Consider the following 20,010-nt stretch of genomic DNA (forward strand, 5'->3'; position numbering starts at 1 on the left):
GAACGCACATGTTCAAGACCGCACTTTTTGCTGCGATTGCATCAATTACAGTTAGTGCTTTGGCAAATGCCGACACACTCACGCCAATCGACGAGATGTCCGACGGCTGGAATACCATTGCGCCAGGTGGCGATACCTTGTGTGCGATGGGCACGCCCTACACCTTTCATGTAAAGCCCGGCGCACGTGAGAACGTGATGGTGTTTTTGAATGGCGGCGGCGCGTGCTGGTCAGGCCAGAACTGCGACGCCAGCGTTGAGCCCACAACATATGTGCCGATGGCCGAACTCCCCCACAACGATCCTCGCACTCGTGGCGGAGCGTTTGCACAGGACAAACCGGAAAATCCGTTCAGTGCATGGACGCAGGTATTTGTTTCCTACTGCACTGGCGACGTGCATCTGGGGGCCAATGACAAGACCTACACCAAGCCTGACGGCAGTGAAGTCACCATTCATCATCGCGGCAAAGCCAACACCATGTCAGCCCTTGGATGGTTGTTCGACAATGTGCAGGCACCCGAAAAAGTCTTCGTGTCCGGCGGCTCAGCAGGTGCTGTCTCCTCTCCGGTCTACGCGGGCATCGTGCAGGAAGCATACCCTGAAGCGGAGGTCATTCAGTTTGCAGGCGGCGCAGGTGGATATCGGGTAAGTGGCAACACGGACCTGAACGAGGCGTTGGGTATCTATACAGACCTGCCCGCGTGGCCTGCCATGCAATCATTGTCAGCTGAGACGTCGAGCTTTGACGACTTTTATGTCGCTACGGCCACGCAGTTTCCGCAGATAAAATTCCGCCAGTTCAACACCGCCTATGACGCTGTGCAGAAGCAATTTCTGACCTTGCTTGGGTCAGACAGCGAAGTGTATCCGCTGCTTCAGGCAAACTTGGATGACCTGGCGACGGAGATTGGCAACTTCCGCAGCTTTACTGCATCGGGCACTTTCCACACGCTCCTGCGTTTTGATGAGATGTATGAGTTTGAAGCCGAAGGTGTACGCGCCGTTGACTGGGTGCGCGATGTCGCCAACGGCAATGAAGTCGCCTCGGTCACCTGCGCGAACGACGAAGCAGGTTGCGGTGGACCTGCCGAGTAGCAACTAGAGTTCAAGAGCCTCAGGAAGCAGGCCGGGGAAACGTTTGTTGATCCGGCCTGTATCCGCTGAAGAGACCTTGATCAAAATACGGACATTACCTTCGTCATCAGGGTCATCTTCACCTGTAACGGTGCAGTTTTCGTGCAGCCATGCACGAGCGGCAGCGTCGCCAGGGCCAAGCAGGACATCAATCTCGGTTAGATGTGCGGTAACGCGCCCTTCAATCAGAGCATTGAGGGGATCGATGCCCTCCCCGGTTATGGCAGAGACCGCGATCTGGTTTGGATCGCCTTCGATGGTATCAGCCAGCACGGCACGCCCGGGCCCATCAAGCTGATCAATCTTGTTGGCAACTTCAATCACGCGTTCCGTATCCTGCGGATCGACACCCAACTCTCTGAGTACATCATGGACATCCTGCCTTTGAGCAGCGGTGTCCGGGTGTGAGATATCGCGTACATGCAAGATCAGCTCTGCTTCCAGCACTTCTTCAAGTGTTGCGCGGAAAGCGGCGACCAGCGACGTCGGCAGGTCCGAAATGAACCCCACCGTGTCGGAGAGGATCACCCGCTGACCGCCCGGCATGTCCAGGGCACGCATAGTCGGGTCGAGTGTTGCGAACAACATGTCCTCCGCCAGCACGCCAGACGCCGTCAGCCGATTGAACAAGGTAGATTTGCCAGCGTTGGTATAGCCAACAAGCGCTACAACCGGATAGGGCACGCGCCGCCGGGTCTTGCGGTGCAATTCACGCGTGCGGGTCACACGCTCCAGCTGGTTTTCAAGCTTGGTTATGCGGTCCTGGATGTGACGTCTGTCGGCTTCGATCTGGGTTTCACCCGGACCACCCACAAATCCCAATCCGCCGCGCTGGCGTTCAAGGTGGGTCCATGACCGCACCAGACGGCTTTTCTGGTACATCAGGTGCGCAAGTTCGACTTGCAATGAGCCTTCTCGGGTCGCTGCGCGCTCGCCAAAAATCTCAAGGATCAAGCCTGTACGATCCAGCACTTTGGCTTTCCAGGCGCGCTCAAGGTTGCGCTGCTGAATGGGCGTGACCTGACCATCAATAATGACGAGGCCCGCCTCTTCCAGCTCCACCATGTGCTTGATCTCATCCACCTTGCCCTGACCAAACAATGTGCCGGGTTTGGGATCGGCTACAGGCACTACGATGGCCTGCGCGATGTCGAGGTGGATAGCAGCAGCAAGGCCCACCGCCTCTTCGAGACGGTCTTCAGGAGCACGTTGGGTGTGGCGAGCAGCGGCTGCCACCGGACCGGACTTGATCCATGGGTGAAGCACAATGGCCCGGCCGCTTTCAGTCGCAGCTACGCGATCATCCACCGGTGTCATATCCACGTGGACGTCTTTCGAAGCGGCAGTCGGATGTTGTTTGTTTTTCGTCTTTTTCGGTGTCGTCAAAATAAGGGCGGTCCCGGCGCTATTTATTCGCCGGATCCCTCGCCTTCATCATCGAAAAGCTGGACCGGCGCCGACGGCATGATCGTCGAAATGGCATGTTTGTACACAAGCTGCGAATGGCCGTCTCGGCGAAGCAGCACGCAGAAGCTGTCAAACCAGGTCACAACACCCTGCAACTTTACCCCATTCACGAGAAAAACCGTGACCGGCATCTTCTGTTTGCGAATGTAGTTGAGGAAGGTGTCCTGGAGGTTCTGCGGTTTGTCTGAGGACATGTGCTTGGCCTTTCTTTTGTTCTTGTTTGTATGCACTTGCGTCGTTCTCAGGGGCGAGGTTGGACAGCCCCAAAGAACCTAGACTCACTTCGGCAGTTTCGTACCAGACATTTGATACAGTTTTCTTGCGGAACAAGGGCAAATTCGTGGCAATCGACAGTTTTGCCTAAATGCTGGGCAATTGCGCACCAGAAACTTGCGAAATGGCGCGTGAAAATGCACGCAGGCGAAGTGTCACAGGGCCGGCCTGGCCGTCACCGACAGCCACTCCATCAATACCCACAACAGGAAAAAGGACAGCTGAGGAGCTTGACAGAAATGCTTCTGCAGCGGTCTTCGCCTCTGAGACGGTAAACGCACGCTCCTCTACTTCGAGCTGAAGCGATGTCGCCGCATCAAGAATAATGCTGCGACTGATGCCCGGCAGAATGTCTTCACTCAAGGGGCGCGTTACAAGTGTTCCGTCATTGGTCACGATCCACGCATTCGTCGATGACCCTTCGGTTATGAAGCCTGCCCTATCCACCAGCCACGCCTCATAGGCACCGGCTTCGCGCGCGGCCTGCTTGGCGAGGACATTTGGCAGCAGGCTGGTCGACTTGATGTCGCGTCGCGCCCACCTTTCATCCGGCAGAGTCGTCACCTCAACGCCAGCGGCGGCCCTGCCATCACGTATGGCCGTGTTCGCCGGCGTAACAAATACCGTAAGTGTCGGCTGCACCTGTGGATCCGGAAAGGCATGGTCGCGTCTGGCTGCGCCACGGGTTACCTGAAAGTACAACACCCCATTGCGGACATGGTTGCGGCGAATTGTTTCGCGCAACACCAATTGGAGGCTGCGGATCGGCATGGGCGATGCAAGCTTCAAGGCCTTGAGTGACGACACATACCGATCAAGGTGACGCTCTTCGTCAACGAGTCCGCCGTCTCGCACTTCACAGACTTCGTATATGCCGTCGGAGAACAAGAAGCCCCGGTCCTCGATGGAGACACCAGCCCTGTCGCGCGACACGTAGGAGCCAGGGTTTCGGGCATCTTTGACAAAGGCAATACGGCTCATAACCGCGCCCTAACTGTCCTGTGTTGTCAGGGCCGTGACAACACCGACAAATGCCAGAAGCTCCACACGGCCCGCGACCATTGCGAGGCTCAGCACCAGCTTTGCTGTCGCCGGCATGGCTGCATAGACTTCCGAACTGCCAACACCAATCGGAGCGCCGTCGATACTGGTCGCAAAACCAAGGACAGGGCCTGCATTGGAGAGCGCACCAATTGAGGCTGTGATCGCATGCTCAAATGGAACGCCCAGCACCGTCAGAGCAAGTGCCGTCAACAGGGCAAAGACCAGCATCAGCACAAACATGGTCCACACGCCTCGCATCAAGGGCATGGTGAAAGAGCGCCCACCAAAATCGGTATGAACAATGCCGTGGGGGTGAGACAGTCGGGCGATCTCCCGAGATCCCTGTTTCATCAATATCGCGATGCGCATGAGCTTGAGCCCGCCAGCTGTCGACATGGTGCTGCCACCAACGAACACAACTGCAAGAGCGACAAGAAGGGGAATGCTGCCAAAGCCTGCTTCGTCGACGGCAAACACCGACGTTGAAAGGAGAGACAGCATCCACATGATTGCATTGATCAGCGGGAGACTTGCACCCGACGTGATGGCAACAAGTCCCGCAAGTACGATACCACCAACAGTGATACCGAGGACCATGTACCGGAACTCAGGATCTTCCCAATAGGTACGCGGCGATCTTCGAACCAGTCCCGCGTGACGCAGATAATTGGTGGCACCAAGCAACAAGAGCGTTGCTACAACAATGCCCGAAAAGACGCTGATCGATGTCACAACCGTACCACCATTGGGCATCAGTCCCCCGGTTGCTGCAGCGGAGAAAGCCAAACCAATGGCTGGCACCAAAGCCATGCCACCAACCAGCAGACCAATGACACCGGCAAGGGTCACACTGCCGTAAACCAAACCCAGCGCCACCATTGCGGGCCAATACCGCCCGAAAGGTCCGGATGTATCACCGGGGGGAATGGGTGCCCGGCGTAGTGACAATCCTGCAAGACCAAGCTGCGCGAGCACGAGCATAGACATCAAAAGAGTCGCATACCCGCCAATCCACTGCAGGGTCGCGCGCCAAATCATGACAGCGGGCGCAGACGACAACTCATTGATCAGCGAAATGGATCCTGTTGTTGTCAATGCGGACACCGCATCAAAATAGGCATCCACATAAAGCGTCTTTGGATCAACCCCGACAAACGCAATGGCGGCAAAGCCGGGCACAATGAGCCAGACGATGGAAAGTGCCGTCAGTCTTTCCGCCACAACAGGTCGATGTTTCTGCCCACCTGTTGCAAAACCCAAGGCACCAGCAATAAACGCCGTCAGTAGCCCGGTCATGGCAAATACAATTGCCTGGTCATTGTCACCTGCGGATACAGCGACAAGCACCGGCAGCAAATGCGCGAGCGCAATCACCGAAAGAGAAGCTGCGAGAACAATGCCGATAATGGCGAACATGAAAAGGCTTTCCGCCGGATTGCGCTAGAAGAACTCGATGCTCACACGGAACATGCGTTCCACACGTCGCACTTCATCAGCCATGGCAAAAATGATGACCCGATCACCAGCCTGAATTTCAGTATCACCACGCGGAACGATTACTTCTGTTCCGCGCAGAACAGCGCCCAGGCGTATGCCTGATGGCAGATCTGCATCCCGCAAAGGCCGCCCGACAAGGGTCGATGTCGCAAGGGCTTCGGCCTCAATCACCTCCGCCTTGCCATCCTGCACAGATGAAACGCCGCGGATGCGCCCACGCCTGACATGACGGAGTACGGTTGAGACCGTCGTGGCACGCGGGTTGACGAATGCGTCGACCCCCATCGGATTGATCAAACCGGAGTAACCGCGATTGTTAATCAGCGACACCGACCGCTCGCACCCAAGTTGCTTGGCCATCACGCAACTCAGAATATTGACCTTGTCGTCATTGGTCAGTGCCAGGATTGTTTCCGCCTGACTGGCACCTGCTTCACGCAACACTTCTTCATCAAGTGCGTCACCGTTCAGCACAACGGTCCGGGATAACTCGTCAGCTGCCAACACGGCTTTTTGTTTGTCAGCCTCAATTATTTTTACTTTCACACTGGTGTGTGAATTTTCAAGCTCAGCTGCCACATGTCTGCCGATGTTGCCTGCGCCAACAATCACGACACGGCGTGCGGCCTGCTCTTCATGACCAAAGAGCGACAGGACGCGCGCACTTTGCGTCGTATCCGTCACAACATAAGCGACATCGCCGACCATCATCTGATCTTCTGAGTCCGGCACGAAGAGCCGCTCGCCACGTTGAATACCCGTAACAACCGCATTGAGATCCGGAAACAGCTCGGTCAGTTGGCGAAGAGGCGTATTTACGACCGGACAATCATCTTCCAGCGCAATGCCGAGGAACGTGATGTGAGTGTCACCAAATGGAATGGCTTCCAAAGCACCGGGCATCTCGAGACGCCGCATCACATCACGGCCCACTTCAAGTTCAGGTGAAATGATCACATCGATGGGCATGTGATCGCGCGTAAACAGATCCTGCCACATCGGGCGCAGATAGCTCTGGGCCCGGATGCGAGCAATCTTGGTGGGAACATTGAAGATCGAGTGCGCAACCTGGCAGGCCACCATGTTGACTTCATCCGCGAACGTTACGGCGATCACCATGTCAGCTTCCCGGGCACCGGCGCGTTCCAGCACATCAGGATGAGACGCGTATCCAACGACAGTGCGCACATCAAGATTGTCCGCCATCTGCTGAATGAGATCTGGCGAATTATCGATGACGGTTACATCGTTGTGCTCATTGGAGAGCTGCCGCGCAATGCCGGAACCAACCTGCCCTGCGCCACAAACGATAACTTTCATGAGGTAGCCCTTATGCGGCTTGGTTCTTGAAGAATTGAGATGAGATGTGACGCAAAATCAGGCGCTCAGTTCGGATCTATTTGAAGTGGTTACGCCCAAAGACTTCAGTTTGCGATGAAGGGCTGAGCGTTCCATCCCGATAAAGGCTGCAGTACGAGAGATATTTCCGCCAAAGCGCCTGATCTGTGCAAGCAGATATTGGCGCTCGAAACTCTCCCGCGCTTCGCGCAACGGCAATGCCATGATGTTCTGGCCCGCTTCGCCCTCACCCACCTGGGGTGTGGTTCGTGCAACTTCGGACGGCAACATGTCGGCCGTGATGGCACCTTCCTTTTCGCCCGAAGCAAGGATCAGAAGGCGTTCAATGTTGTTTCGCAATTGACGCACATTGCCCGGCCAGTCATGTGCCTGCAGCGCGGCAAGAGCATCTTCACCAATCTTGCGGACCGACAGACCGGTTGAATTGGCAATGTGTTCCATGAAGTGCTCTGCAAGAAGCGGAATGTCCTCGCGGCGTTCTGACAAAGCAGGAACGGAAATCGGCACAACGTTGAGCCGGTGATACAGATCCTCCCGGAAGCGGCCTGCGGCAATTTCCGTGGTCAGGTCACGACTTGAGGACGACACCACACGAACATCAACCTGCACGCGCGGACCGCCGCCAACACGTTCAAATGTCTGGTCCACCAGAACGCGCAGAATTTTTCCCTGGGTCTCAAGCGGCATGTCAGCAACTTCATCGAGGAACAAAGTGCCCTTATGGGCCTGCTCAAACACGCCAACCTTGGCCGCGCGGCCTGCGTCAGCCTCGGTCCCAAAGAGTTCTTCCTCCATGCGGTCCGGAGACATGGTCGCGGCATTGATTGCCACAAAGCTGCCGCCTGAACGAAGCGAGCGGGCGTGAAGCATTCGCGCCACCACTTCTTTGCCTGACCCCGATGGTCCGCTGATCAGCACCCGGCTGTTTGTGGGCGCAATCCGATCCACCATCTGCCGCAACTGATTGACGCCGGAAGACACACCCACAAGCTCCGCTTCGTCACCGGTCCGCTGACGAAGCTGCTCATTTTCCCGCTTCAGCTTTGACGCTTCGATCGCACGCTGAACGATCAGGACAAGCCGATCTGCTTTGAAGGGTTTTTCGATGTAGTCATAGGCACCCTTTTTGATGGCGGTTACGGCAGTTTCAACATTGCCGTGGCCAGAAATCACAACCACCGGAAGGTCCGGGTGCTTCTCCTTGATCGCATCCAGCAAATCCAGCCCATCCATGCGGCTGCCCTGTAACCAGACATCCAGCAGAACCATGCGTGGCACACGCGCCTGAATTGCCTTCAGCGTTTCATCGCTGTTGCCTGCAAGACGGGTTTCGTAGCCTTCATCATCCAGGATGCCGGCCATAAGCTCCCGAATGTCGAGCTCATCATCAACAATGAGAATATCTGACGCCATAAGTCTAACTCTCCAACACTCTTAATCAGACATAGATGCGCTTTGCCCGAAGGGCACTTCTGCATCATCATTGATTTCAATTTCATTCGTAGATTGATCGTTCTCGGTCGCCTGGGTGCGCGGAAGCAGCAGGCGAATGCTGGCGCCATGACCGCCATCGGCAACCCATGGCGCATCTTCCAGCAGCAAGTTTCCGGAGTGGTCTTCCATGATCTTCTTCACGATCGCGAGGCCAAGGCCCGTACCCTTGTCGCGGTGCGTCACATATGGCTCAAGCAGCCGATAGCGTTCGCCGCGCGGCAACCCAATGCCGGTATCAGCCACGCTGAGCGAAATCATCTCGGCGCTGTCATCGAGGGATACAACAATACGGTCCTCACCTTCTTCCGGCTCGGAACCTTCAGCCTGGTGCCGCGACTGAATAGCCTCAGATGCGTTCTTGATCAGATTGGTAAGCGCCTGACCGATCAAACGACGATCACACTCGACCATGATCGGGGCATCTGCACCCTCGACATCAAACTCAATGTGGGGAGCGGCCACGCGTTGCAGGAACACGGCTTCCCTCACGAGTTCTCCAATATCAGCCCGCGCCATGACAGCAGTTGGCATGCGCGCGAATGACGAAAACTCATCGACCATCCGACCAAGATCACCGACCTGTCGTATGATCGTATTGGTACATTGTTCAAACACCTCAGGATCATTCTCGATGTGTTTGCCGTATTTACGTTTGAGTCGCTCAGCAGAAAGCTGAATGGGTGTCAGCGGGTTTTTGATTTCATGGGCGATGCGGCGGGCAATGTCCGCCCATGCAGATGCACGCTGCGCGGATACCAACTCGGAAATATCATCAAGCGTCACGACATAGCCATGTGACCCGTCGCCGGATTTTTCGGATGCCACACGCACGGTCAACGTCCGCTCACTACCGTCTTCTTGCTCAAGCGTAATCTGCCCTTCCGACGGTCTGTCGTTACGCGCCATGGCCTGCCGCACATAAATCGCTGTTTCGGGAACCGTGGCCACAAGCGGCTGACCCACAAGCTCGTCGCGTGTTCGGCCAAGCAAATTGAGGCAACTGCGATTGACGAGGTCGATGCGCCCCTTGGCATCGAGTCCGATTACACCCGCACTGACGCCGGACAGGACCGTTTCCGTAAACCGGCGACGTCGGTCGAGCTGATGGTTTGCTTCCATCAGCTCATTGCGCTGACTCTGCAGCTGCCCGGTCATGCGATTGAAGGTGCGGCCCAGTGCCGTAATTTCGTCGGCATCGTTTGCGACTTCTACCCGGGTGGTCAGATCGCCATCGGACACCCGCTCCGCAGCACCCACAAGTTCACCGATCGGTGCGACCATCCGATTTGCAGCCCACAACCCAAGCCAGATCGCCGCGAGCAGAACCAACAGTGCAACGATCACGTAAATCAGCGCAAAGGTCAGTTGCACGGTGTAACGACGGCTTTCCAGATTTGCGTATTCAGCAGCGGCTGTCCGCGTCCTTGCAAGATGATCAATCACCCGTGCATCGACGATGCGGAAGACCAGAAGAAACGCGTCATCAAAACTGGAGAGGCGTACCAGTGCCTGGACCTGGTCACCGCCCTCGCTGGCAATGAGATGTACTTCGCCTTCACCCAACTCATTCAGTGTTTCCGGAGATGGCGGAGCAATGCGTGTCTGTGCTGACCCTTCGGCATACTCCAACAACTGACCGTTGGAGTTTGCGACAAACCCACCGGAAAGAGACCGCAGGGCGATCTGCGTTGTCAGTACTTCACGGAAACGCTGGCGGTTGGACATGTAGAGAGAGGCACTGCGGTTTACGTCGCTCGCCATTGCAAGCGCATCGGCACGCAAAACCTGCTGATGTTCGCTGAGATATGCCTCTGCCACACTTGAGGCATTGGCAATGATTGTGCGCGTCCGCTCTGAGAACCAGGAATCCAGACTGCGGTCCAAGGTCGTGGCCGCAAACACGGCGACGATGATGGCGGGCATGACCGCAACGAAGCTGAACATGGCAACGAGGCGTACATGCAGCCGTGCACCGGCGCTGCCCGCCCGTCGAGCAATCCACAAGCGCACAAGTCTGTAGGCGATCAGCGCGAAAAGTGTGAGGACGATAGCCAGATTGACGAGAAGCAGCCCAATGGCCTGCAGTCGCGTGGGCTCAAAATCAGTCGCCCCCGTAAGAGCGATGTAGGTGGCCGCACCGCTGACAACTGCCGCGATTGCGAGGCCGATGCCGAGTATCGTTGGCCACTGGATGCGTTTGAGCCACCACCCCACACGTGCTCTCGCGGTGCGGTAGCTGTCTTTGCGCTGCGTCATCGAGCCTGTGGACGCCATTGTCCGTATTCGCCTCAGTTGCCGCTACGGGTTCCACAAAAGTAAGAGATGCTCAAACATGCCAGGACCACACGGTCACGGGCGGACGTTTGGCAACACTTTGGTATTGTGGACGTGCAACAGGTGCAAATCAACAACATTGTTGCTGGAATGCGACAGGCCGAAAATGAGCCTACTGCTCTGTTCTAATTAACGAATTCCACGAACGACCTGAATATCGAGATCTCGAATCTTCTTGCGCAGTGTGTTGCGGTTTAGGCCCAGTAGGTGCGCCGCCTTTATCTGGTTTCCCCGAGTAGCCCCCAGGGAGATTGAGATCAGTGGCCGCTCCAACTCCTTGAGAATACGGTCGTAGAGACCTGGAGGTGGCAGGGCGTCACCATGCTCAGAAAAGTACCTTTGCAGGTGCCGTTCGATTGCGGCCCCCATATTTTCATCCTCAGCAACTTCAGACAATTCGTGTGAGACAGACGGTTCAGCCAGTTCCGTCTGGATCACCTCTGACGTGATGGTGTCTTCGGTGTAAAGCGCGGCGAGACGGCGAACCATGTTTTCCAGTTCACGCACATTGCCCGGCCAGCGATGTCTGCGCATGAGATCAAGCGCAGAATTATCGATGCTTTTGGACGGCAGGCCTTCTTCTTCGCACAGCGTAAGGAAGTGCCGGACCAGATCGGGAATGTCCTCAGAGCGCTCTCGCAGAGGCGGCAGTCGGATGGGTACAACATTCAACCGGTAGAACAGGTCTTCTCGGAAAAGCCCCTGATTTATGAGCTGCCGCAGATCGCGGTTTGTTGCGGCAACGATGCGTACATCTGTCTTGATTGGCGAACGTCCGCCGACAGTCGTGTACTCGCCTTCCTGCAACACACGTAGCAGGCGGGTCTGGGCATCCATCGGCATGTCGCCAATTTCATCCAAAAAGAGGGTGCCGCCTTCCGCCTGCTCAAAGCGACCAACGCCTTTGCCACTCGCGCCGGTAAAGGACCCCTTCTCGTGGCCGAAGAGTTCTGACTCGATAAGTTCACGAGGAATAGCCGCCATATTGATGGCCACAAACGGTCCATTGCGACGCTTGCCGTAGTCGTGAAGCGCCTTGGCCACCAGCTCTTTGCCGGTCCCGCTTTCACCGATGATCATGACTGTCAGGTCTGTACCTACCAGACGCGCCATAACCCGATAGATTTCCTGCATGGCGGCCGAACGACCGATGAGCGGAATCCGATCTTCTTCTTCGGTTGTTTCACGCTTGGGCGCAGCCGCCTTTGGCTGCGAGAGTGCGCGGCGCACAATGCCTGTGAGCTCATTTAGATCAAAGGGTTTGGGCAGGTATTCATAGGCACCGCGCTCTGCCGCGGTGATGGCCGTCATGAGCGTATTCTGCGCGCTCATCACGATGATCGGCAGATCTGGTCGCAGTTTCTTAATTCTGGGAATGAGATCAAATGCATTTTCATCCGGCATCACCACATCGGTGATGATGAGGTCACCCTCGCCCTGGTTCACCCAACGCCACAGTGTGGAGGCATTGCCCGTTGAGCGAACATCGAACCCCGCACGGCCGAGCGCCTGATTGAGCACTGTGCGGATGGCGCCGTCATCATCCGCGATAAGGATCGTTTCACTGGGCATCAAATTCTCCTAAGCCGCCTGAAACGGGAACATCACTGTTCGCGCCAAGAGACGGGTCTTTCATAGCTGTGCGCTTGATGGGGAGGAGCACGCGGAAAACAGTGCGGCGCGGAATGCTGTCACATTCAATGACGCCGCCATGGTCACCCACAATCTTTGCGACCAGCGCTAAACCCAGCCCGGTTCCGGTGGGTTTTGTGGTCACGAAGGGGTCAAACAGATGAGGTAGCAGATCCGGGGGCACGCCAGGGCCGTTGTCGCGCACGCACACTTCAAGCGGCAGACTCACGCGCTCACTGCTCCCGGGAATAGATAGCCGCACACCCGGTCGATAGGCTGTCGAGACAACGATCTCACCATCTTCCGGATCAACAGCTTCCGCTGCATTCTTCACGAGGTTCAGGAAGACCTGAACGAGCTGATCGCGCGAGCCGGGTACCGGCGGCAAAGATGGATCGTATTCCTCAGTCAGCTTGATGTCTTTGGCGACCCCTGTGCCTGCAAGACGACGTACATGGTCCAGGACCTCATGGATGTTCACGGGCTCTGCAGCCAGAGGGCGCTTGTCGGAAAATACCTCCATGCTGTCGACCAGCTTGCAGATGCGGTCCACTTCCTCCGTGATCAATCTCGTCAGATGCCGATCTTCGGGCTGTGCGCCCATTTCAAGCAACTGAGCTGACCCGCGGATACCTGACAGCGGGTTCTTGATCTCATGGGCCAGCACGGCGGCCATGCCGGTGACCGAACGCGCGGCCCCTCGGTGCGTGAGTTGCCGGTCCATTTTGTGGGCAATGGTGCGTTCCTGAAGCATCACAACCACGGCCCCAGGTTCTTCAACAATAGGCGCAACCTGGATATCAACGTCGCGCTCACCCATGCGCGGTCCGCCAATGCCGACGCCATACTCAGTCACTGAGGCACCGGTTGCCTGAACCTGATTGATAAGGGCTACCAAGGGGCTGCCAAATGCCACCAGGTCACTTGGTGGATTGCCAAGAATGATGTTTGAGCCGGCTGCAAAAAACTGCTCAGCGACGGCATTCACGAACGCCACCATTCCGTCCGGCCCGACTTTCATAACCGGATGCGGGAGAGCATCCAGAACAAATGCACCTGCCCCGTCCAATCCCAATCCTGATGATGCAACTTTAGCTGCCTGACCGGCCATTATGCGACTTGCCCTTGCATCGCGACCTCAGTCGCGTCGTCGTTGAAAATCGATGTGAGTGCGTTTCGGACGTCTGAGGGGTCAGACATGCGGCACATGTCTGATTTGGCAGCGCGCAGGCTAATGCCATTGCAGCGCTCATAATCCTCGACGTACCAGGCTAGGTGCTTGCGAGCGCAACGTACGCCAAGCGCCTCTCCGTAATGTTCCAGTATGGCTTCGTAATGCGCGAGAATAATCTCAAGACGCTGATCCGTACCCGGATCACCCGGGACCGCACTGCCTGCAAGCGACGCCCGAATTTGCCCAAGCCGCCACGGAGCGCCCTGCGCACCCCGCCCGACCATCACGCCATCAGCCCCTGACTGTGAGAGCGCGTTTTGGGCATCTTCAATTGTGCAGATGTCACCATTCACAATGACGGGGACATCGACGGCGTTTTTGACTTCACGGACAAAACCCCAATCCGCATGGCCGGTGTAAAACTGGTTGCGCGTGCGCCCATGCACTGTGATGAGTGCCACGCCGGCCGCCTCAGCGCGCGCGGCAAGTTCGGGCGCGTTTCGGCAATCCATGTCCCAACCGGTCCGCATTTTCAGCGTCACGGGAACACTCACTGCCTCAAGGGTGGCATCAATCAGCGTGAGAGCGTGGTCAAGGTCGCGCATCAGGGCGGAGCCCGAGAGCCCGCCGACCACCTTCTTGGCGGGGCACCCCATATTGATGTCGATGATCCGGGCCCCTGAGCCTTCCGCAATTTTGGCGGCTTCCGTCATCCAGTGTGGCTCGCGTCCGGCAAGCTGCACCGCCATTGGCTCTTCAGCCGCCTCGCGGCGTGCGCGAAGCATCACCTCTTCTTTTTCGTTTACGAGGTCCTCACAGGCGATCATTTCCGACACCACCAGCCCTGCCCCAAGCCCACGCACAGTGCGGCGGAAGGGGAGATCAGTAATGCCGGACATCGGCGCAAGGAAAACGGGATCGACAGCAATATCCGTCTTACCGCGCACGACGTGCAGCGCCGGGCGCTTCGAAAGCGCCAGCTTTTGCGGGCCTGACTGATCCATTTGCTTAGTTGATGAGCACATACAATAACTGCCTATTTGTTGATCAAACTATACCCAACACCCCGTGCCGACAAGGGCTGACCGGAAGCAAATTGACGGTGATCGCCACCAGGCCAGGATTTGGGGCGACTGGTGCTTCTACAATAAATCCAGTGAACGGCTGGAATGCTTGGCATTGGCACCGTGCTGCGGCTAGCTTGCAGCCTCAATTCTGGCGTTAACGCGCCGATTCCTGACCGTTTGCCTGCAAGGCCTGAAGTTCATGACCGCACCTGCCTCCACCGCCGTGCTGATTGTCGCTGCCGGACGTGGCCATCGATTTGGGGGCGAGTTGCCCAAGCAATACGCCCAGCTGCGCGGCGCCCCGGTCCTTAGCCACACGCTGCGGGCTTTTCTCAAACATCCTGATGTAACTCATGTCGTGACCGCTATTCACCCGGATGATCGGGAGATGTATGACGCAGCCGCACAGGCATCTGGTGCCGGGGACAAGCTCCTTCCCCCTGTGCATGGCGGCGCTGAAAGACAGGACTCTGTTCGCTTTGGGCTAGAGGCACTCGAGGCGCTCTCGCCTTCCAAGGTCCTGATCCAGGACGGCGCTCGGCCGCTTGCAAGCGCCGGCCTGATAACGCGGGTCATAGATGCACTTGACGATCATGCGGCCGCTTTGCCGTGTGTCGCCGTTACTGACACCCTCAAACGTGTAGCCGATGGGCTGGTGGGTGAAACAGTCGATCGAACCGGCCTTGCCCGTGCGCAGACACCACAGGGCTTCCGATACAATGACATTCTGACAGCTCATCGTGCTGTCGCCGGAGATGCTCTCACAGATGATGCTGCGGTTGCTGAACATGCAAAGATGGCAATAGGTCTGGTCGACGGCGCGGAGGATAACTTGAAAATCACCACACAGGACGATCTGGTTCGCGCCGATGGACTGATGGCCGCGCGCCTTGGAGATGTCCGAACGGGATCAGGCTTTGACGTACACAAGTTTGACGCCCCCGGCACGGCAAGCGAAATCATGCTGTGCGGCATTCCGGTCCCCCACGATTGCGACACTGTTGGCCACTCTGACGCTGATGTCGGCCTTCACGCGCTTACAGATGCTATTTTGGGCTCCATTGGAGCCGGCGACATCGGCGAGCATTTTCCACCCAGCGATCCACAGTGGAAGGGCGCTGCGTCCTGGAAGTTTCTGGCTCATGCAGCATCTCTCGTCACAGACCGAGGCGGCGTGATTGCAAGTGCAGACATCACCATCATATGCGAGCGCCCCAAGGTTGGACCGCACCGTCCTGCAATGCGTAAACGGGTTGCTGAAATTCTCTCCATTGCTGAAGACAGGGTATCCGTGAAAGCGACAACCACCGAAGCGCTCGGATTTACCGGCCGGCGCGAAGGCATAGCCGCACAATCCATCGCCACTGTGCGGTTGCCTCTCGCGGCAGAGCTATGAGCCGGTATCTGACACCCTTGCCGCAGGGCCTTAGATTTACCGACCCCGTCGTCGTGGTTGCTACGTTCGGTGGATCCGGATTGCTGCGCCCAGCACCCGGCACCTGGGGCTCAATTGCGGCGGTGTTTGCCGCCCTCCCCTTTGCCATTCTCGGTGGCCCAGTGGTTCTGTCCATTGCTGCCATTGCTGCATTCCTGATCGGACTTTGGGCAACGGAAAAATACATTGCTGCTTCCCGCAATCATGACCCCAGCGAAGTGGTGATTGATGAAGTCGCTGCCATGTGGCTCGTGATGGCCGCCCTGCCGCCAAACCCGATTTTCTACCTGCTTGGGTTTGCCTTTTTCAGATTGTTCGACATCTGGAAGCCCTGGCCGATCAGAGGTCTGGAAAAACGTGTGGCCGGTGAAATGGGTGTCATGGTTGATGACCTGGTTGCCGCAATCTATGCAATCATGGCCGCATGGATCGCGGGCATTGCTTTCTTCACCGCCTGAGCTGAGAGGACAAAGATCATTTTCCCCGGACCCATCAGCAAGCTGGCACAACTCGTTCTGTCTGATGCCCAGGCCAAAAACCTCAAAGTGGCAACGGCCGAATCCTGCACGGGCGGTCTGGTTGCCGCGTGCCTGACAGATATTGCCGGCTCATCGGCCGTCGTGGATGCTGGATTCGTTACCTATTCCAACGAGGCTAAACGGGGATTGCTTGGCGTTCCCGGAGACATGATTGCCGACTTTGGTGCCGTCAGCGAGCCCGTTGCTCGGGCAATGGCCGAAGGTGCAATTTCCCATTCTCGGGCAGATGTATCGGTTTCAATTACCGGTGTAGCCGGCCCGGGCGGCGGCACTCCAATGAAGCCGGTGGGACTCGTCCACTTTGCCAGCGCCAGACGCGATGGACGCATCGTTCATGACAGCCATCGATTTGGTGATATTGGCCGCACTGAAGTCCGGATGAAGGCCATGGAAGTCGCGCTCACAATGCTTCTGGAGCGCATTGCCGAATAGGACTAGCCGCCGGTCACTGGCTCTGCTTGAGGCGCAGGCACCTCCTTAACCGAAGCAGGTGCATAAATGTCATGGGATCGCGCCTCAAAGGCATCGCCCATTTTGACCACCGCATCTGCAAACCTGCTTTCAATGATCTTTTGCAACGTCTTGCTCTTGAAAGCAAAGTCAACGAAGAATCCGACCTTTGTTCCGTTTACCACCACATCATCTGTATAAGGACTAAATGTCCAACGGTTGATCAGGTGGGTAAAGGGCCCATCGAGGTACTCCACCTCGATCACACCTTCTTGATCATTCAACGTCACACGACTGGTAAAGCGTTCGCGAAACACCTTGTAGGCGACGATAAGATCTGCCGTCATCCGGTCCACACCTTCAATCCGTTCGCGCGTGCGGATGCGGGCGCCAGCGCACCACGGCAAGAATTCCGGATAACGGGCTACGTCTGCGACCAACGCAAACATCTGTTCGGGCGAAAACGGCACAATGCGCTGCTCGTCATGGACAGGCATCAGGTGCTCACCTGCCGTGCTCTCGCTTCTTTAAGAGCTGCGAAGTCTGTGTCCGCATGGTAGCTCGACCGGGTAAGCGGTGTTGCTGACACCAGCAGAAACCCTTTCGCGCGGGCAACCCGCTCGTAGGCAGCGAACTCATCCGGTGTCACAAAACGGGCGACCGGATGGTGTTTACGTGTCGGCTGCAAGTATTGTCCGATGGTCAGAAAATCAACGCCTGCGGACCGCAAGTCGTCCATCAACTGCAAGACCTCGTCGCGCTCCTCACCCAGGCCCACCATAATGCCGGACTTGGTGAAAACCGTCGGGTCCAGCTCTTTGGCCCGTTCCAGCAAACGCATGGAATGGTAATACCGGGCACCGGGCCGCACCCTCAGGTAAAGCGATGGCACGGTTTCAAGGTTGTGATTGAACACATCCGGCCTTGCTTCAATCACGGTCTCCAAGGCGCCATCCTTTCGTAGAAAGTCAGGCGTGAGAATTTCGATTGTTGTTTTTGGCGCCTGCTGGCGGATCGAACGAATGACTTTGGAAAAGTGATCTGCTCCGCCATCTGCAAGGTCATCGCGATCGACACTTGTTATCACAACATGAGCAAGGTCGAGTTTGGCGACAGCTGAACCAACATTCTTTGGTTCATCATCATCAAGGGCCCCTGGTAGCCCAGTCTTCACGTTGCAAAAGGCGCATGCCCGCGTGCATGTGTCACCCATGATCATCATGGTGGCGTGCCGTTGGTCCCAGCATTCTCCGATGTTGGGACAGGCAGCCTCTTCACACACGGTTGTGAGGCTGTGCTCTTTGACGATTTTTCGCGTGGCGGCATAACCCTTGGAGATTGGCGCCTTTACACGAATCCACTCCGGCTTGCGCAGAATAGGTGTGTCTGGCCGGTTTTCCTTTTCAGGATGCCGCGGGCGTTGGGCGGAAACTGTATCGAGAACTGTAACCATGGGCCGGAAGACCGATTCCAATAGGGTGACTGGTTGGCGTTAGCTTATCATATAGCGGGGCAAACGGGGATTTCACCTGCTGCATGCCAGCGCGGCACATCCGGGCGGACGGCCCGAGAGGTGCCTTCTAATCGAACGCGAACTGGCCACCGATCACGCCGCGTGAGCCGTCTTCAAACTGAATGGCGAGATGCAGCACTTCGAAATCGATATGCTCCAGATTGTCGCCCACATAGTTGCCCCGCAGGGTCAATGGCTCGCAGGTTGTCGCAGCGTGGCGGTAACTCTCAACAGTCTTGGGCCCAAAATCCGGCCCATAGACGCCAGTCAGTGTCTGGTTCGTCAGCGCACGGCGCATCCGCTCCTCAATCTGGCTGCCAACGAGACGAAACTGGTAATCATCGCCCAGTGGCTTGGCCAGGAACAGGCACGGCAGCAGCTTGGGCAGTTGTAGCGGATCAAAATCAGACCGCATCAATGGCTGCCCCTCTGGCCGTTTTTCCTCCCAATAGGCCAGCAACGCCTGATTGTTCATATGAGATGGAGCGTCCACCCGGCCGGAGGAATATCCCAGCGTTTTAGGCTTTTTCTGTAACATGCAGAGATTATTGCATTATTCCGGTTATCAATTCGCAAATATACCGTGTGCGTCCTATTGGTTGAGTGAACCCTATTCAGCCGCTCTAAGCGCCCCTGCATAGGGTTCCGCATTCCAGTCGGGATATCTCTCCTTGGTGCGCTCAAGCGTCCGCTGCGTCCAATAGGCATGGCCAGGCAGCGGTATACCAATCAAAGCAAGCTGCTCAGGCGTTGCGTGGGCAAAAATGGTCTCCCACGGTTTCATGAAGTGGTAGGGCCACGCCGACCAGCCGATCATTTCATTGCCGGCTCGTTTGAAGCTTGCGGTGAGCGTAAACCGCCGCGCACCGGGCAATGTCAGGTTGGTACCGCGATGAAACACGTCAATGCCATAAGCGAAGATTGACCCTGCCGGTGCCGCCCCAGACTTTTCCAATGGCTTCAACTTTGCCTGCTCGGCATCGCCCGGGAATTGCGGGCGGCGACCGTTCATGACTGTGTCGCCGTCTGGCTGAGTCACGTAATGAATTGCGCCGTGTTCATTGGTTACATCCGTGGCGTAGATCATGATGTTGATCGTCCGCTCCCGCACGTCGTCGGATGGCGCAATCAATGTGTGGTTTTTAAAGTCACAGTGAAATGTCTGGTCATAGTCAGCACCGCCGGTAAATTTGGCCCAGCTGTGGCTTTGATAGAGATGCACGTCCTCGGCCTGCAAGGCAGCGCGAGCAAGTTCAGCAAGGGCAGGATGCATGCCCAGTAGGTTCAACGCTGGCGAGCAGTCGAACGGCATGTCGTCGAAGTAGGCAAACTGCTCAACTTCAAACTGGCCGATTGAACCGCTCTTTTTATTGTCCCGAGCTGAACTCTGGGCGCCGGGTGCCTTATCGCCATACAGGACCTCAAAGTCCTTCAAGACCGGCGCCAACTCCTCCGGTGTAAAGAAGTTCTCGATCAGGACCGCTCCATCGCGATTCCAGTTCGCAATATCCTTTTCGGTGAAGCGGCAATCAGCTGATGTGATTGATCCTGGACTCATGAACACGTCCTCCCAACGCATATGGCGACCGAAGAAAG

General features: G+C 56.7%; 18 protein-coding genes. 4 read left to right on the top strand and 14 right to left on the bottom strand.

Annotation, left to right across the window (positions count from 1 at the left end; all coding sequences use genetic code 11):
• The first annotated feature begins 8 nt into the window (after positions 1-8).
• The gene (locus tag ABXH05_RS12735; RefSeq protein ID WP_353561337.1) at positions 9-1,097 is read left to right on the top strand and encodes a pectin acetylesterase-family hydrolase; all 1,089 of its coding nucleotides are present in this window, start codon (positions 9-11) and stop codon (positions 1,095-1,097) included.
• Positions 1,098-1,100: 3 nt separating this feature from the next.
• Here ABXH05_RS12735 and hflX read toward each other — a convergent pair whose 3' ends face one another.
• The 10 genes from hflX to dusB form a co-directional block, all read right to left on the bottom strand.
• Positions 1,101-2,453: a GTPase HflX gene (gene hflX, locus ABXH05_RS12740; RefSeq protein ID WP_353562400.1), complete on the bottom strand. Its 1,353-nt coding sequence runs from the start codon at positions 2,451-2,453 to the stop codon at positions 1,101-1,103.
• 92 nt (positions 2,454-2,545) lie between these two features.
• Positions 2,546-2,797 (bottom strand): RNA chaperone Hfq, encoded by a 252-nt coding sequence (gene hfq / locus ABXH05_RS12745; RefSeq protein ID WP_043948969.1) that lies wholly within the window; start codon positions 2,795-2,797, stop codon positions 2,546-2,548.
• A 166-nt stretch (positions 2,798-2,963) separates the two neighbouring features.
• Entirely contained in the window at positions 2,964-3,857 is an 894-nt protein-coding gene (locus ABXH05_RS12750; protein ID WP_353561338.1) for a D-amino-acid transaminase, read from the bottom strand.
• A 9-nt stretch (positions 3,858-3,866) separates the two neighbouring features.
• Positions 3,867-5,336 carry a potassium transporter TrkG gene (locus ABXH05_RS12755; protein ID WP_353561339.1) on the bottom strand — a complete coding sequence of 490 codons (1,470 nt, stop codon included), beginning with the start codon at positions 5,334-5,336 and terminating at the stop codon, positions 3,867-3,869.
• A 24-nt stretch (positions 5,337-5,360) separates the two neighbouring features.
• A complete protein-coding gene (gene trkA, locus ABXH05_RS12760) occupies positions 5,361-6,737 on the bottom strand; it encodes a Trk system potassium transporter TrkA (RefSeq protein WP_348140229.1) in 1,377 nt (458 codons plus the stop codon).
• Positions 6,738-6,794: 57 nt separating this feature from the next.
• Positions 6,795-8,189 (bottom strand): nitrogen assimilation response regulator NtrX, encoded by a 1,395-nt coding sequence (ntrX, locus tag ABXH05_RS12765; RefSeq protein ID WP_348140227.1) that lies wholly within the window; start codon positions 8,187-8,189, stop codon positions 6,795-6,797.
• Positions 8,190-8,210: 21 nt separating this feature from the next.
• Positions 8,211-10,544: a sensor histidine kinase NtrY-like gene (locus ABXH05_RS12770; protein WP_353561340.1), complete on the bottom strand. Its 2,334-nt coding sequence runs from the start codon at positions 10,542-10,544 to the stop codon at positions 8,211-8,213.
• A 189-nt stretch (positions 10,545-10,733) separates the two neighbouring features.
• Positions 10,734-12,176 (bottom strand): nitrogen regulation protein NR(I), encoded by a 1,443-nt coding sequence (gene ntrC, locus ABXH05_RS12775; RefSeq protein ID WP_353561341.1) that lies wholly within the window; start codon positions 12,174-12,176, stop codon positions 10,734-10,736.
• Positions 12,166-13,347 (bottom strand): two-component system sensor histidine kinase NtrB, encoded by a 1,182-nt coding sequence (locus ABXH05_RS12780; RefSeq protein WP_353561342.1) that lies wholly within the window; start codon positions 13,345-13,347, stop codon positions 12,166-12,168. The genes ntrC and ABXH05_RS12780 overlap by 11 nt, the downstream gene beginning before the upstream one ends.
• Positions 13,347-14,414 (bottom strand): tRNA dihydrouridine synthase DusB, encoded by a 1,068-nt coding sequence (gene dusB / locus ABXH05_RS12785; RefSeq protein ID WP_353561343.1) that lies wholly within the window; start codon positions 14,412-14,414, stop codon positions 13,347-13,349. Before dusB ends, ABXH05_RS12780 begins: the two co-directional genes overlap by 1 nt.
• Positions 14,415-14,676: 262 nt before the next feature.
• On the opposite strand from dusB, the gene ABXH05_RS12790 reads away from it, so the two are divergent.
• The 3 genes from ABXH05_RS12790 to ABXH05_RS12800 are packed head-to-tail and all read left to right on the top strand — an operon-like array spanning position 14,677 to position 16,883.
• Positions 14,677-15,873, top strand: coding sequence for a bifunctional 2-C-methyl-D-erythritol 4-phosphate cytidylyltransferase/2-C-methyl-D-erythritol 2,4-cyclodiphosphate synthase (locus ABXH05_RS12790; RefSeq protein WP_353561344.1), 1,197 nt, complete (start codon positions 14,677-14,679; stop codon positions 15,871-15,873).
• On the top strand, positions 15,870-16,370 hold the full coding sequence (locus ABXH05_RS12795) for a phosphatidylglycerophosphatase A family protein (protein ID WP_353561345.1): 501 nt from the start codon (positions 15,870-15,872) through the stop codon (positions 16,368-16,370). Before ABXH05_RS12790 ends, ABXH05_RS12795 begins: the two co-directional genes overlap by 4 nt.
• Positions 16,371-16,412: 42 nt before the next feature.
• A complete protein-coding gene (locus tag ABXH05_RS12800; RefSeq protein ID WP_353562402.1) occupies positions 16,413-16,883 on the top strand; it encodes a CinA family protein in 471 nt (156 codons plus the stop codon).
• 2 nt (positions 16,884-16,885) lie between these two features.
• On the opposite strand, the gene ABXH05_RS12805 is transcribed toward ABXH05_RS12800, so the two are convergent.
• From ABXH05_RS12805 to ABXH05_RS12820, 4 genes are all read right to left on the bottom strand, one after another.
• The gene (locus ABXH05_RS12805) at positions 16,886-17,398 is read right to left on the bottom strand and encodes a type II toxin-antitoxin system RatA family toxin (RefSeq protein WP_353561346.1); all 513 of its coding nucleotides are present in this window, start codon (positions 17,396-17,398) and stop codon (positions 16,886-16,888) included.
• Positions 17,398-18,354, bottom strand: coding sequence for a lipoyl synthase (lipA, locus tag ABXH05_RS12810; protein WP_353561347.1), 957 nt, complete (start codon positions 18,352-18,354; stop codon positions 17,398-17,400). The genes ABXH05_RS12805 and lipA overlap by 1 nt, the downstream gene beginning before the upstream one ends.
• Before the next feature lie 127 nt (positions 18,355-18,481).
• Positions 18,482-18,952 (bottom strand): PAS domain-containing protein, encoded by a 471-nt coding sequence (locus ABXH05_RS12815; RefSeq protein WP_353561348.1) that lies wholly within the window; start codon positions 18,950-18,952, stop codon positions 18,482-18,484.
• Between the two features lie 72 nt (positions 18,953-19,024).
• Positions 19,025-19,972 carry a phytanoyl-CoA dioxygenase family protein gene (locus tag ABXH05_RS12820; RefSeq protein ID WP_353561349.1) on the bottom strand — a complete coding sequence of 316 codons (948 nt, stop codon included), beginning with the start codon at positions 19,970-19,972 and terminating at the stop codon, positions 19,025-19,027.
• Between the last annotated feature and the right edge of the window lie 38 nt (positions 19,973-20,010).

The sequence above is a fragment of the Pyruvatibacter sp. HU-CL02332 genome (assembly GCF_040362765.1).
GTDB lineage: Bacteria > Pseudomonadota > Alphaproteobacteria > CGMCC-115125 > CGMCC-115125 > Pyruvatibacter.

Bases quoted from the DNA above. Each gene is read 5' to 3' on its own strand.
- hflX (WP_353562400.1), bottom strand. From the start codon at position 2,453: ATGACACCGGTGGATGATCGCGTAGCTGCGACTGAAAGCGGCCGGGCC.
- ABXH05_RS12750 (WP_353561338.1), bottom strand. From the start codon at position 3,857: ATGAGCCGTATTGCCTTTGTCAAAGATGCCCGAAACCCTGGCTCCTAC.
- lipA (WP_353561347.1), bottom strand. From the start codon at position 18,354: ATGGTTACAGTTCTCGATACAGTTTCCGCCCAACGCCCGCGGCATCCT.
- ABXH05_RS12755 (WP_353561339.1), bottom strand. From the start codon at position 5,336: ATGTTCGCCATTATCGGCATTGTTCTCGCAGCTTCTCTTTCGGTGATT.
- ABXH05_RS12790 (WP_353561344.1), top strand. From the start codon at position 14,677: ATGACCGCACCTGCCTCCACCGCCGTGCTGATTGTCGCTGCCGGACGT.
- ntrX (WP_348140227.1), bottom strand. From the start codon at position 8,189: ATGGCGTCAGATATTCTCATTGTTGATGATGAGCTCGACATTCGGGAG.
- ABXH05_RS12780 (WP_353561342.1), bottom strand. From the start codon at position 13,347: ATGGCCGGTCAGGCAGCTAAAGTTGCATCATCAGGATTGGGATTGGAC.
- hfq (WP_043948969.1), bottom strand. From the start codon at position 2,797: ATGTCCTCAGACAAACCGCAGAACCTCCAGGACACCTTCCTCAACTAC.
- dusB (WP_353561343.1), bottom strand. From the start codon at position 14,414: ATGGATCAGTCAGGCCCGCAAAAGCTGGCGCTTTCGAAGCGCCCGGCG.
- ABXH05_RS12820 (WP_353561349.1), bottom strand. From the start codon at position 19,972: ATGAGTCCAGGATCAATCACATCAGCTGATTGCCGCTTCACCGAAAAG.
- ABXH05_RS12770 (WP_353561340.1), bottom strand. From the start codon at position 10,544: ATGGCGTCCACAGGCTCGATGACGCAGCGCAAAGACAGCTACCGCACC.
- ABXH05_RS12795 (WP_353561345.1), top strand. From the start codon at position 15,870: ATGAGCCGGTATCTGACACCCTTGCCGCAGGGCCTTAGATTTACCGAC.
- trkA (WP_348140229.1), bottom strand. From the start codon at position 6,737: ATGAAAGTTATCGTTTGTGGCGCAGGGCAGGTTGGTTCCGGCATTGCG.
- ABXH05_RS12815 (WP_353561348.1), bottom strand. From the start codon at position 18,952: ATGTTACAGAAAAAGCCTAAAACGCTGGGATATTCCTCCGGCCGGGTG.
- ntrC (WP_353561341.1), bottom strand. From the start codon at position 12,176: ATGCCCAGTGAAACGATCCTTATCGCGGATGATGACGGCGCCATCCGC.
- ABXH05_RS12805 (WP_353561346.1), bottom strand. From the start codon at position 17,398: ATGCCTGTCCATGACGAGCAGCGCATTGTGCCGTTTTCGCCCGAACAG.
- ABXH05_RS12735 (WP_353561337.1), top strand. From the start codon at position 9: ATGTTCAAGACCGCACTTTTTGCTGCGATTGCATCAATTACAGTTAGT.